The organism is Algoriphagus antarcticus (genome assembly GCF_002150685.1).
GTDB lineage: Bacteria > Bacteroidota > Bacteroidia > Cytophagales > Cyclobacteriaceae > Algoriphagus > Algoriphagus antarcticus.
Map to the genome: position 1 here is coordinate 23,476 of NZ_MSSW01000019.1, position 12,893 is coordinate 36,368.

General features: G+C 40.7%; 15 protein-coding genes. 10 read left to right on the forward strand and 5 right to left on the reverse strand.

All coding sequences use genetic code 11. From position 1 onward, the window contains the following. Nucleotides 1-91 precede the first annotated feature (91 nt). The 6 genes from cobA (at nucleotide 92) to moaA (ending at nucleotide 4,715) form a co-directional block, all read left to right on the forward strand. Complete coding sequence (gene cobA, locus BVH04_RS08875) at nucleotides 92-904, forward strand: uroporphyrinogen-III C-methyltransferase (RefSeq protein ID WP_086541118.1); 813 nt, start codon at nucleotides 92-94, stop codon at nucleotides 902-904. A 28-nt stretch (nucleotides 905-932) separates the two neighbouring features. Then, a complete protein-coding gene (locus BVH04_RS08880) occupies nucleotides 933-1,169 on the forward strand; it encodes a MoaD/ThiS family protein (protein ID WP_086541119.1) in 237 nt (78 codons plus the stop codon). Nucleotide 1,170: 1 nt separating this feature from the next. Beyond that, nucleotides 1,171-2,217 carry a HesA/MoeB/ThiF family protein gene (gene moeB / locus BVH04_RS08885; protein WP_086541120.1) on the forward strand — a complete coding sequence of 349 codons (1,047 nt, stop codon included), beginning with the start codon at nucleotides 1,171-1,173 and terminating at the stop codon, nucleotides 2,215-2,217. A gap of 139 nt (nucleotides 2,218-2,356) precedes the next feature. Next, on the forward strand, nucleotides 2,357-2,785 hold the full coding sequence (locus BVH04_RS08890; RefSeq protein ID WP_086541121.1) for a molybdenum cofactor biosynthesis protein MoaE: 429 nt from the start codon (nucleotides 2,357-2,359) through the stop codon (nucleotides 2,783-2,785). A 15-nt stretch (nucleotides 2,786-2,800) separates the two neighbouring features. Beyond that, nucleotides 2,801-3,718 (forward strand): bifunctional molybdenum cofactor biosynthesis protein MoaC/MoaB, encoded by a 918-nt coding sequence (gene moaCB, locus BVH04_RS08895; protein ID WP_086541122.1) that lies wholly within the window; start codon nucleotides 2,801-2,803, stop codon nucleotides 3,716-3,718. Beyond that, entirely contained in the window at nucleotides 3,702-4,715 is a 1,014-nt protein-coding gene (gene moaA / locus BVH04_RS08900; protein WP_086541123.1) for a GTP 3',8-cyclase MoaA, read from the forward strand. The genes moaCB and moaA overlap by 17 nt, the downstream gene beginning before the upstream one ends. A gap of 59 nt (nucleotides 4,716-4,774) precedes the next feature. On the opposite strand, the gene BVH04_RS08905 is transcribed toward moaA, so the two are convergent. The 5 genes from BVH04_RS08905 to BVH04_RS08925 all read right to left on the reverse strand — a co-directional run bounded on the left by BVH04_RS08905 (nucleotide 4,775) and on the right by BVH04_RS08925 (nucleotide 8,615). After that, nucleotides 4,775-5,548, reverse strand: a complete 774-nt coding sequence (locus tag BVH04_RS08905; protein WP_140160550.1) for a hypothetical protein — start codon at nucleotides 5,546-5,548, stop codon at nucleotides 4,775-4,777. An 11-nt stretch (nucleotides 5,549-5,559) separates the two neighbouring features. After that, nucleotides 5,560-5,925, reverse strand: a complete 366-nt coding sequence (locus BVH04_RS26615) for a UPF0158 family protein (RefSeq protein ID WP_086541125.1) — start codon at nucleotides 5,923-5,925, stop codon at nucleotides 5,560-5,562. Between the two features lie 60 nt (nucleotides 5,926-5,985). Beyond that, nucleotides 5,986-6,189 (reverse strand): hypothetical protein, encoded by a 204-nt coding sequence (locus BVH04_RS08915; RefSeq protein ID WP_086541126.1) that lies wholly within the window; start codon nucleotides 6,187-6,189, stop codon nucleotides 5,986-5,988. Nucleotides 6,190-6,219: 30 nt separating this feature from the next. After that, nucleotides 6,220-7,776 carry a tannase/feruloyl esterase family alpha/beta hydrolase gene (locus tag BVH04_RS08920; RefSeq protein ID WP_086541127.1) on the reverse strand — a complete coding sequence of 519 codons (1,557 nt, stop codon included), beginning with the start codon at nucleotides 7,774-7,776 and terminating at the stop codon, nucleotides 6,220-6,222. A gap of 194 nt (nucleotides 7,777-7,970) precedes the next feature. Then, on the reverse strand, nucleotides 7,971-8,615 hold the full coding sequence (locus BVH04_RS08925; protein ID WP_086541128.1) for a transmembrane-type terpene cyclase: 645 nt from the start codon (nucleotides 8,613-8,615) through the stop codon (nucleotides 7,971-7,973). 295 nt (nucleotides 8,616-8,910) lie between these two features. Between BVH04_RS08925 and BVH04_RS08930 the strand changes: the two genes are divergently transcribed. The 4 genes from BVH04_RS08930 (at nucleotide 8,911) to BVH04_RS08945 (ending at nucleotide 12,879) form a co-directional block, all read left to right on the forward strand. Beyond that, complete coding sequence (locus BVH04_RS08930; protein WP_086541129.1) at nucleotides 8,911-9,792, forward strand: EboA domain-containing protein; 882 nt, start codon at nucleotides 8,911-8,913, stop codon at nucleotides 9,790-9,792. Nucleotides 9,793-9,832: 40 nt separating this feature from the next. Beyond that, nucleotides 9,833-10,738 (forward strand): TatD family hydrolase, encoded by a 906-nt coding sequence (locus BVH04_RS08935; protein ID WP_086541130.1) that lies wholly within the window; start codon nucleotides 9,833-9,835, stop codon nucleotides 10,736-10,738. 3 nt (nucleotides 10,739-10,741) lie between these two features. Continuing rightward, a complete protein-coding gene (gene eboC, locus BVH04_RS08940) occupies nucleotides 10,742-11,653 on the forward strand; it encodes a UbiA-like protein EboC (RefSeq protein WP_086541131.1) in 912 nt (303 codons plus the stop codon). A 71-nt stretch (nucleotides 11,654-11,724) separates the two neighbouring features. Beyond that, nucleotides 11,725-12,879 carry a 3-dehydroquinate synthase gene (locus tag BVH04_RS08945; protein WP_205635825.1) on the forward strand — a complete coding sequence of 385 codons (1,155 nt, stop codon included), beginning with the start codon at nucleotides 11,725-11,727 and terminating at the stop codon, nucleotides 12,877-12,879. Nucleotides 12,880-12,893: the final 14 nt, after the last annotated feature.

The following is a 12,893-nucleotide window of genomic DNA, read 5'->3' on the forward strand; positions in this document are numbered from 1 at the left end:
TGACGAAACGTTCACACACTGGGATGACCCAATGGCTATCGGGACAACCATGCGAGATTCCATCTGACCATAAAAAATCAATTATAAACAGATGAAAACTATCACAGGTAAATGCCCGAAAGTGACTCTACTTGGTGCCGGGCCTGGCGATCCGGAGCTGCTTACCCTCAAAGCTGTGAAAGCGTTGAATAATGCAGATGTGGTACTTTATGATTCTCTGGTCAATGAGGAAATATTAAAGCATGCCAATCGCGCGCTGTTGGTTTTTGTAGGGAAAAGAAAGGGAAATCACAGTCACACGCAGGATGAAATCAATGAGCTGATCGTGGAGAATGCTTTTGAATTTGGGCAGGTGGTACGGGTGAAAGGCGGAGATCCTTTTGTTTTCGGCAGAGGAAAAGAAGAAGAACTATACGCTTTGGAGCAAGGAATAGAAGTAGAAGTGATTCCAGGGATTTCTTCCAGCGTGGCTGTTCCTGCTTCAGTTGGCATTCCTGTGACAGCACGAGGAGTGGCAGACAGCTTTTGGGTGATTACTGGGACGACCAGCAAAAGAGAACTTTCTAAGGATCTGACTTTAGCTGCCCAATCATCGGCAACAGTGGTGGTATTGATGGGAATGAGTAAGTTGAAGGAAATCGCTGAAATTTATACTTCCTTTGGGAAGCAGGATTTGCCGATTGCGATTATTCAGAATGGCACCAAAACGGAGCAAAAAGAGGTAGTGGGAACTATTCAAAATATAGTAGAAATAAGCAAAAGTCAAGGAATCGGAGCACCTGCCGTGATTGTGATCGGTGAGGTGGTACATCTGGCAAGAGTGAAAAAGCAACTCAAAGAAGACTGGGTTTTGGAGGATGAGTTTATTTTTCAAAACCTGAATACCTTGCCGTTTAGTAATTAATCCGACTGATCTGTATTAAATTGAAGCTATGATTACGATAAACTATTTTGGAAATATTGCAGAAGCAGCACAAAGTGACTCTGAAACCCTGGAGCAAACCTCTATGAGTTTGGCGGAGTTGCTCGACTTGCTTGATTCTAAATATGCCATTGGGAAATTCCCTTTCCAAGTTGCAGTTAATAGAAAAATAGTCTCCAAACAACAGGCTTTGAATATTTCGGATTCTGATGAAGTAGCCCTGCTTCCACCATTTGCAGGAGGTTGATATGGAAAGATTCCAGCGACAAATCATCCTTCCGGGAATCGGAACTTCGGGACAGCAAAAGCTAAAATCGAGTAGTGTGCTGGTGGTAGGTGCAGGTGGTTTGGGCTGCGCAGTTTTACCTTATTTGGTGGCAGCTGGAGTGGGTAGAATTGGACTTGTGGATGGAGATCGCGTGGAAGAAAGCAACCTACATAGGCAAGTTTTATATAATGAAAATTCCATTGGATCTCTAAAAGTAGATTCTGCTCAGCAAGTACTTCAGCGAATGAATTCGACTACTCAGCTTGAGATAGTTCCTGAGTATTTGTCAGCAGAAAATGTGGATAACTTGATTGAACACTATGATTTGATCATCGATGCTACTGATAATCTAGAAGTTCGTTATACCTTAGATGAAGCCTGTTGTAGCTGGAAAAAGCCAATGATCTATGGCTCAATCTTCAGGTTTCAAGGACAGGTTTCGGTTTTCAATTACAAGGGAGGACCTTCTTACAGCAGTCTATTTCCAAAGGAAGATAAGGCAGTTTTGAATTGTGAAGAAGCTGGTGTGTTAGGAACAACAGTGGGAATCACAGGAATGCTACAGGCTAATGAAGCACTGAAAATAATACTTGGAATCGGTGAGGTGCTATCAGGAAAAATTCTGATTTACAACATGCTGAAAAATGATCAGCAGATCTTTGAATTGGCAATTCAAGAAGAGCAAACTTCAAAAAAAGCTACTTCTCCAACGATAGATTTGATCTCACCGGAAGTAGCTTTTGAAGCAGGGGGTCTTTTGCTAGATGTTCGTGAATTGGGAGAAAAACCAGTCATTGCATGGGAGAATAGCATTCAGATTCCTCTTTCAGTTTTGGAACATCGATTGGATGAACTCTCGAAAAAAGTAAAAATCTACGTTTTCTGCCAAGCAGGAACTCGTGCGATGTCGGCAGCTAAAATCCTAAAAGAAGCCGATTTTCTGCAAGTGAAAGCCGTTCGTGGTGGAGCTTCAGATATTTTGAAATTGATTCAGATTGAAGTTAACAGCATTGAAAAGCAAGATTAGGAAATTGGAGTCAGTTTGAATAAATCCCCCTTGCGCTCTTTCAGAAAGGGGGAATTGGCATATTTAAACATCCATCAATTATTCTAGAATTAAAACATGCTGTTATCCACATTGTCTTTTAAATACAAATACACTTGAAATGAAAAAAGTATTTCTTGAAGGAGCGATTTCTTCCGAATTTATAGCTGAATCTATTGCGAAGCATCAAAGCAAGCATAGTATCGGCGCTCATAATATTTTCTTAGGCCAAGTACGGGCGGATGAAGTTGGTGATCAAAAAGTGGTGGCGATAGAATACACTGCCTATGAGGAAATGGCGAATGAAAAATTACATGAAATCCGGGAATCAGCTTTTGAGAAGTTCGATTTGACTTGCCTGCATATTTATCATAGCTTGGGGAAAGTGGAGGTTGGGGAGATCTGCATTTTCGTCTTTGTCTCTTCAAAACGAAGGAAGCAAGTCTATGAGGCTACGGAGTATTTGGTGAATAGAGTGAAGGAGGAAGTGCCGATTTTTGGCAAGGAAATCTTTGACAATGCCGATCATCAGTGGAAAGTAAATAGCTGAAAAGTATAGAAATTAATGGTAGATATCACACATAAAGTCACCACACTTCGTACGGCAAAAGCCCAAGCGATTGTCCATGTCAGCTCGGCTGAGACCATTGCGGCTGTGGTGGAAAATCGTGTGCCTAAAGGAAATGTCTTTGAAATGGCGAAAGTCGCAGGACTTTTCGCAGTGAAAAACACGCATATCGCCATTCCTGACTGTCACCCACTTCCAGTAGAATATACCGCAGTGGAGTATGAGATAGATGATCTGGAAATCCGAATATTTATCACGGTCAAGACGGTGTATAAAACTGGAGTGGAAGTGGAAGCGATGCACGGCGCCTCGGTCATTGCCTTGACTATGTATGATATGCTGAAGCCCATCGACAAGGGAATTACCATTCGAGAAATTGGTTTGGTGCAGAAAACTGGAGGAAAATCCAGTTTCAAAGAGAATAATCCAAAAGAAATTCAAGCCGCGGTGGTGGTTTGCTCTGACTCCATTTCCAAAGGAATCAAAGAAGATCGCTCAGGAAAAGTGATTGTGGATAAGTTGAAATCATATGGAGTGAAAGTAAACTCCTATGAGGTGATTCCTGATGAGCTAGAATTGATCAGAGCTAGGACTTTTGAACTGGCGGACAAGAATCAATTGGTGATTTTTACTGGAGGAACTGGACTATCTCAGCGAGACGTTACTCCGGAAGCGTTGGAGCCAATACTTGAGCGAAGAATCCCAGGTGTCGAGGAAGCTATCCGAAGCTATGGACAAAGAATTATGCCTTTCGCAATGCTGTCTAGGTCTGTAGCCGGGACAATAGGTGACAGCATAATCTTGGCTTTGCCAGGATCAACAAATGGAGCAAAGGAATCAATGGATGCGATTTTCCCGCATTTATTGCATGTATTTAAAATATTGAAAGGAGCCAATCATGAGCCAAGCGAGTAATATTCATGAGCTAAAAGATACATTTGGGAGGACTCACAATTACCTGCGAATCTCCCTGATAGAGAAGTGCAATTTGCGCTGCAAATATTGCATGCCTGCTGATGGAATTCCACTAAGCCCAAAAGCTTCCCTGATGAGTGCGGAGGAAATACTTGAGTTTGCCAGAATATTTGTAAGATTAGGTGTGGATAAGATTCGACTCACTGGTGGCGAACCTTTACTTCGTAAGGATATTTATGAAATTCTCGAAGGCCTTTCTGAGCTTCCTGTGGATCTTTCACTGACTACTAATGGGTTGCTGATTGACAGGCATGTGGATAACTTTAAGAAATTGGGTGTCAAAAACATCAACTTCAGTTTGGACACACTGAGAGAAGATCGATTTTTTGAGATTACACGAAGAACGGGTTTCCAGAAAACCTTGGATAATTTCCGCCTGCTACATGATCAGGGATTCAATCTCAAGATCAACACTGTTTTGGTAAAAGGAAGCAATGAGGATGAGTTGGTTGATCTGGTAAATCTGACTAAAGACTTTAACGTATCTGTGCGGTTTATAGAATTTATGCCATTCGACGGAAATCGCTGGGACAGATCCAAGATGGTTTCTGAGAAGGAAGTACTGGGACAATTGGGATCTCACTTCGGAACGGAACGGATTTCATCTCTCCCAAATGAGAATAATTTCACTGCCCGTAAATTCAAAATAGAAGGCTACCAAGGTGACTTTGGAATCATCAGTTCGGTGACCAATCCCTTCTGTGGCACTTGCAACCGCATTCGTCTTACAGCAAACGGACGCATTAAGAATTGTCTTTTTTCCAATCAGGAAACTGATTTGCTATCGGCTATGCGGGCGGGCGAAGATGTGGAAACACTGATTTTGGAATCCATCCTCAAGAAAAAAGCCGTTCGTGCCGGCATGGACAGCTTAGAAAAATTATCCGATCCTGCACTTCATTCAGATAATCGAAGCATGATTGCGATTGGGGGGTGAGGGCTGTGGTTTCTAAATGACCTAAGGATTAATTCTTTAATCGATTCATATGTTGATTTTTAATGTCCTGAGTTATTTATTCTATTTTGTATTGTGGATTTTTCACGATAATCTAATAAGATCGGTAAATGCGTAGGTAGTCTAAACATTTTAAAAACTACGGATGTCTTCTCATCTATACTATAATTCTTAAAATGTGTTATCTCGTGATGATAGGGTAAATCACCGTCAAAGCCAATTGTTAAAACATGTCCTAGAGGGGGGAATGATAGTTCAGATGCATATACAGAGAGTCCGAAGCTAAAATTTACTGAAGTCATTAAAGGGAGATTTCTTAGTTGACCCTCTGAATTTAAGTATATGAAAATTCTATATTTTTCTGGAAGATTTTGACTATATAAATTGGAAACGAAATCAGCCAATTCCTTATTTCTCTTCGAAAATAGAACAGAATTCATGGCTAAAAACATAGAAATTGTTTGCTTTAAAACTTTTAGCACTTCAAAATCATGCATTTCAATTTCAAAATAGTTAAGGTCTTTTTTTTCAGCAGAATTGATAAAGCTGTTGCTATATCTATTAAAAGATGAAACATACTTCGAACCTAAATTACTGTTGCAAGGACTGCATAATGAATAATATCCAACTCCTCCTTGCTCAACTTTACCCTTTTGATTATGCTCAAATGGGTTCTTACTTTCAAAAAAAGTCAAAAAAGCAACTTCCTTATATTTAGTGTTCTTATTAAACGTGACTTTAGGAGGGACATGTTCAAATGTCATTTCACTATATTTTCCACAAATTCTACAAAAATCCTTTATTCTGCGAGACATTTTTTTACAGCTTACTTATTATTAATCCATTTTAGAGTATGATCATGCGTCGTTAAAACATTGACCAAGTCAAACCAGTCTTGTCTATACTCAGATTCGTCAACCGTGTGCATGAAGTTCTGAAAGGGTTTTCGATTTGACAGTTGATGTAAAAGCTTGTCTTTAAAATGAGTATCGGTCAGCGAATTGGTGAAATCCTCCATCAACTGAAAACTCTCTCCCGAATCCATTTTTTCAAAGGGTATGTAGTTGTGCTCGTCAGATTCAATTTTCTCGATAAGCTCTTCCCATTCTTCTTCTTCGAAAAATGGATCCTCTGGGTCAGGATGAGATTCTATTACTCCCGTTGGTTTGTGATAAAGCAGAGCATTCCACAGTCAAGCCAATCGGCGATTTCTTCTATGTCTTTTTCTGATATTTTCATTTATAGAATTTGACTAAAATTGATTTAATCGTCTCTCATTACTCAGTTCTTTTTCTCTCCTATTGGAAAATTCTTTTTTCCCGTATTCATCGACAAGCAAGGCCAACACTTCTGCCTCATCACTTTCTTGAGTACCGATTTTAGCTTCAAATAGTTGATCAAGTTTTTTTAGTGCGGATTGATAATCCTGTTCAGATTTTATGCGTTTTAAATCCATGATTGGTTAAATTGTGTCTGCATTTCTCTTTCATTTCCCTTTCACCCCGAAACTTTTCTCATCATTTGATTTACCTGCCCCATCGTAAATAGTCACTTTAGGATATGGATATACTGGGCGTGTCATCATAGTATTTCCTTCCTCTACTTTTGATAGGATTACTCGCTCCGGTGCATGATCATTTTCCACCCAGTCCTGTATCAATGTCACCCAATCAACTTGATCAGGACCAGTTCCTCCTCCGCAATGTAGCACTCCAGGCAATAAAAATAGGCGGATGTAGGAGTGTAAATCTTGATCCACCTTCAAAGCTTCCTCATAATGCTCAATCGTAGAGTAGGCAGAAATTGCAGGATCGTTCCATCCGTGATACATAATCATTTTCCCGTTTTGCTTTTTCAACTCGCTATAATCAGTCTGAGTGGCATCGAGATAAGCGGATGCATACTTAGTCTCTTCAAAGAAATTCTTAAAATCATATTGACTATAGTCCCAAGAAGAGTCGTTATAGACCAAATACTTGAACAAGTTAGTGCCAAACATATAATGCAAACTAGGATAACCTTCGAGGTACTGGCTGGTTCCACTGATCCAGAGATCCCAACCGGCGTCTCCGCTTTCCAAGCCAAAAGGAAAAGCTGGATATACTTGCTGATTTTCGACGATTAGTGGACTATAAACAGATTTGATTGCGGCTAGTTGCTCTTTGGTAAGACATTCAGCACCTGCTGTATCATTAGGACACAGCGGAAGCATATCAAAATCAATGTGACAGTCTCTTGGATCATTTAAAATAGAGTCACTCAACCCATCTAAAGCATCACATTGCTTGAAGATATGTTCTTGCAATAGCCTCAGATTATCATTGGTGATGACGGTTTTGCTTAATTCATTTGGGTTTGGATAATTGTTCTGACTGATTTGGACAAATTTGGCCCCCAAGGCAGGCCAACGGAAAGCTGGTGCGCCAGCTACATAACCATCAAAATCATCTGGATAAACTTGAGCCTCCATCATCGCTTGCCCTCCACCTCTGGAGCAGCCAATGAAATAGGAAAATGAAGGATAGTCACCGTAATAGGAGTTGATAATTGACTTGGATACTACGGCTGTTCTGTGGACTGCCAAACTTCCAAAGTTTAGTTGTCTCTCCATATTATCCAGTGCCCATGATGCCCCGTCAAGATTTTCGTCATGCCCGGTATCAGTACCCACAATTGCATATCCAACATTTATATAGGGGATTAGCTCATTTTGAATACTTCCTGCGAAACCTCCATTTCCAGACATTAGAAATCGTCCATTCCACTGAGCGGGTAAAAGCAATTCAAACTTTATTTCCTTGCTTATTTTCCCTCGAACAAGACAAAATGACGTTTTACGATCAGCAATTGCAGCCCAATAATCATCGGCTTCAATAGCTTCATTTGACATGGTTTCGATTTCCATAATAGTCACATCAGGAAGTTGAAGATCCTTCAGTTGCTCGCATGGTACACATGATCCAATTTTTGTACTAATTTGACCCAATGCAAATAATGGAGTCAATCCAACAACGACTGCAAAAAGATAACTTAAGCCTTTCATATGAGTGGTTTTAACTACTGTTCGACATCCCTAAAATTTGAGATTGCCAATAAAAAATACAATATAAATTCCGATAAATCTCAAGATTGGTTTGCCGAATTTCCCTTTTGATATTCCACAATACTCACATAAAAATTGAATCTCGCCTACACCAAAACCTGAAGCAAAAATGTTTTACGCTAAACTAAATGCATTCACCTCACCGTTCTTAGCGCTATGCTTTCCCTCGCCACCAGATAAATATAAATCAAATCTGTCACGAAAATTATAAGCCCAATGTAGAGAATTGGCTCGTGTACTCCTCCTGCGGTTTTGGAGCCTATTAATCCAAATAATATGGTGGTTGAAAACGTACCGATGCACTTTGGAATCGCAATGAGCAAGGATTGTCCTTTGAGATCAGGTCTGCGAAAGTACATTCGAACAAATAGGAATGACATCAAAAAGTTAATTAAGTACCCGACATAAAGCGCTCCAATAATTATTCCTAGCTGCTCGAAAGCTAGATGCTGTATGATAAAGCACGCTAATAGAAATACGCTAGCTTGGACGTAAAATGTGGACCTACTGGCTTTCACCTCCCGATGACCGTATTTGAAGTAGGTATATAATATCCCGATATCAATAAGCACCCAAATGCAGTTGACATAGGTAGACACATGAGAGCCAAACACTAAATAGCCTTGGAAAGTATAATAGACTTCCCAAGAAAAATTTAAAGCAAGCGTCAAAAAAGGGATTCCATAGGACTTGTCTTTAAATCCTATCCGTAATGCTTCAACATATGCTATGATCCAACCTATTCCACAGATGGCAATGAAGAGTGAACTAACAGTCATAATGGATTTATTATCAAGAAAATGAGATCCCCACCAGAATTAAATTGAGCTCATGAGATCCCGAAATTATTCTTCATGCTATGTTTTTAACCAGGTAAGTCTCTTTTCAAAAGTCCTAAAAAGATAAGGAAAAACAGAATAACTGTCCTTTGATTTTGTAAGAAAATGATTTTTGTCAGGTATGGCACTTTTTCCTACCGCTGAGCACTATCTCAGTGGATATTCTGTTAGATTTCAGCGTATTTTATAAAATTACATTAAAGTTGACGCCAAGCCCTAAACGGCAACTCAGATCATGGAAAATCAATTAACAAGCTATCTCACCCAATTGCTTGAAAGATCAGCTAATCAGAAAGGACTTGATTGGCTCAGTACCCAAATCGAAAAGATTAGGACTGAAGCCATTCCTTCAAAGTTTTTTCTGGCTTTCAGCCAGGCTTCACGCTATTTCAAAAAGGAGAAACTTGAGGTTTCCAATGATCTTATCATTCAAGCTGATCAGCTAGTTTCTGGCTTTCAGCCTGAGTTTTGGGATCAATTGCAGACAGCGCGTACGGTATTGATGCTGAGTTATCCACAGGAGAAAAAACCTTGGTTCACCGCGATGAACCAGCTCTTTGAAACAGCGGATATGAAGGAGCATCAAGCGCTTTTTGCCGCCTTGCCGCTGATGCCTTTTCAGGAAGAATTAATTCCAAGAGCGATAGATGGCTTGCGAACGAATATTTCTCTGGTTTTTGATGCGATTGCTTTAAACAATCCATTTCCCGAGAAGTATTTCCCAGAAGCTAACTGGAACCAGATGGTGCTTAAAGCCATCTTTATGCAAAGACCTTTGTATAGAATTCAGGGATTGGAGGAAAGACGAAATCCAACTTTGGCAGCAATTGCTCGCGATTTCGCACATGAGCGATGGGCTGCAGGCAGAGCTGTTATGCCAGAGATTTGGCGCTTGGTATCACCTTTTGTGAATGAACAATTCTTTGAAGACCTGAAGAAGACATTGGCTACAAAAGATGAACTTCAGATAAAAGCTGCACTTTTAACACTGAGAGAATCTGCCTATTTACCGGCAAAAGAACTCTTGAAAGCTTACCCTGATCAAGTCGCCACCCTCGATATGGACGCAATAGCCTGGGAAAGCATTGGTTTGGAATTCCAGCGAACTCGCGTTTAATCCTCTAATTTTACATTCCCTTATTTTAAATTCAAATACCATGTATATAGATCCACATATCCACGTAGTATCCCGAACCACAGATGACTATGAAGCTATGCAAAAAGCAGGCATTGTAGCTGTCATAGAACCCGCTTTTTGGCTAGGACAGCCAAGGACCGAAGTTGGTAGTTTCAAAGATTACTTTAGCACACTAGTTGGTTGGGAGCGTTTTCGAGCCAGCCAGTTTGGTATTGTGCATTATTGCACGATGGGTTTGAATTCCAAAGAAGCAAATAACGAAGCCTTGGCGGAGCAAGTGATGGAGTTGTTGCCTCTTTATGTAGGCAAAGAAGGTGTGGTCGCTATCGGTGAAATCGGCTATGATGATCAGACTGAGGCTGAGGATAAATTTTATAGACTACAGCTAGAATTGGCAAAAGAAGTGGATCTACCTGTACTTATCCACACTCCACACCGTGACAAGCGAAAAGGCACTATTCGTAGTATGAATGTATCCGAAGAGCACGGCTTGGATCCGAAAATGGTGATCGTAGATCATAACAATGAGGAGACGGTAAAGGAGGTCTTGGATCGTGGATATTATGCTGGATTTACTATTTATCCACATACAAAAATGGGGTCTGAGCGCATGGTGGAAATCGTGAGACACTATGGCCCAGAGCGAATAATCGTCAATTCTGCTGCTGATTGGGGGATATCTGATCCTCTGGCTGTGCCAAAAACAGCTGACCTCATGCGTAAATCCGGAATTCCCGAAGAGCATATCAAACTGGTTACCTACCAAAATGCTTTGACTGCCTTTGGTCAAAGTGGACAAATGGACGAACGGGATTGGCTGGATGCTGCACCATTGGATCAAACCAAAAAGATGAGCGGAAACTCTGTGCTTCGTGGTGGCCAAACACCACGTGTAGAAGGCAAAACAGATATTGTAGAGAATTAATTGATGAGTACTTCCCGGCTTTTTGCCTATTTACAGCTGACACGACCAGCCAATGTAGTCACAGCTATAGCTGACATTTGGGCTGGGCTTGCTGTTGCCGGTGCTTGGACTTATATCATTACCTGGGGTTCTGGTAGCAATGAGCTCTTTCTAAACCTGGGATGGCTTTCACTGGGCACAATTGGATTATATGCTGGTGGAGTGGCGTTCAATGATGTCTTCGATGCAGACCTAGATGCAGTTGAAAGACCAGAAAGACCGATTCCAAGTGGTAGAGCTTCCAAAGCTGGTGCTGCATGGATGTCTTTTATATTACTTATAGTAGGAGTCGTAGCGGCGGCTCAAGTGAATTTGATTTCTGCGGGAATAGCTTTAGGGGTGGCAATCTTGGCTGTTGCATATGATTACTGGGGAAAGCATCAAAACTACTTAGGTCCTATCAATATGGGACTTTGCCGCTCCGGCAACTTACTTCTCGGAATCAGTGTAATACCTGAACTGTTGTCCACATTTTGGCCACTCGGTCTGATCCCACTCATTTTCGTAGCGGCTATCACGATGATCAGTCGTGGCGAAGTGCATGGAAAAAACAGAAATGCGCTTTATGGCGGTTTGACTATGTACTTGATAGTGATCTTCATGATCGGCGCGATACCAATTATGCATAGCACTCCATTTTGGGAAGTACTTCCATTTTTAGCCTTACTCAGCTACATGATTTTTCCGCCATTGATCAAGGCTATTCGCAGCCAAGACCCAAAACTAATAGGCAAATCCGTCAAAGCTGCCGTTATTTCCCTCATTATTGTCAATGCTTCCATAGCCGCAGCTTTCGCAGGATGGAAGATTGGAATAATTGTGTTATTGTTACTTCCAATATCCCTTTGGCTAGCCAAGAAATTTGCTGTCACCTAAGACCAAGAACTAAAAGTCGCTCGGAATTGTATTTATTCCAGCAATCAGCCTAAGCTATTACCCTGTTGATTATGAATACGATTATTGAACAATCATTTTCAGTACCCTTTAAATATTCTGTCTGCTTCTCTGAGGATATTTTCTCATTGAAGAATACAGTATTTGTAGATCTTCTGGAGAAAGAGAGGCGCCCTAAGGTTCTTTTTGTGATAGATGATGGGGTCACGGAAGCTCATCCTAATTTAGTTGCCCAACTGAAATCCTATGGAAATGCCCATTCTAAATTCTTTTCCACAGCCTGTGATCCGATAATCGTTGTGGGTGGAGAAGCTTGCAAAAATGACGAGGCAGTTTACAAAAAGATTGTAGAAGCGACCCATTTATATGGTATTGACAGGCATTCTTATATTGCAGTGATTGGCGGTGGTGCTGTGATTGATATGGTTGGTTTTGCTGCAGCAATATCCCATCGTGGAATTCGCTTGATCCGTATTCCTACCACAGTTTTATCACAAAATGACTCTGCAGTTGGTGTAAAAAACTCTGTAAATCTTTTCGGAAAAAAGAATTACTTAGGCACATTTACTCCACCTTATGCAGTTTTAAATGATTTTAAGTTCCTAAAAACTCTGGATGATCGAGATTGGAGATCTGGAATATCTGAAGCGATCAAAGTGGCTTTAATCAAGGATTTAAGCTTTTTTACCTGGATAGAAGATCATTCTTCAGCTCTCGCAACACGAGATATGAACCCAATGCAAGAGTTGATCATTAGATGTGCCCAGATGCACTTGGATCATATCTCTGGAAAAGATCCCTTCGAATTTGGCTCTTCCCGTCCATTGGATTTTGGGCATTGGGCTGCTCACAAATTAGAGCATTTGAGTGACTTTAGAATTCGTCATGGCGAAGCTGTTGCAATTGGAATTGCATTGGACTCTACCTATTCGTATCTGAAAGGATGGATATCAGAAGCTGATCTTACCAGAATTATAGCTGTCTTCAAGACCTTAGGCTTTGAGCTTTTCGTCCCAGAATTAGGTGGTGAGAATCTAATCAAAGGCTTGCAGGAATTCCAAGAGCACTTAGGCGGCCAACTTACTATTATGCTTTTGACGGCCTTAGGCAAAGGTGAGGAAGTTCACGAAATGGATCATGAATTAATCCATCAATCGGTTGATTTGCTCAAAAGTTTCAACCAAAAGGAAAATTTAGTTAATAGTTAATTCAGTAAAACATC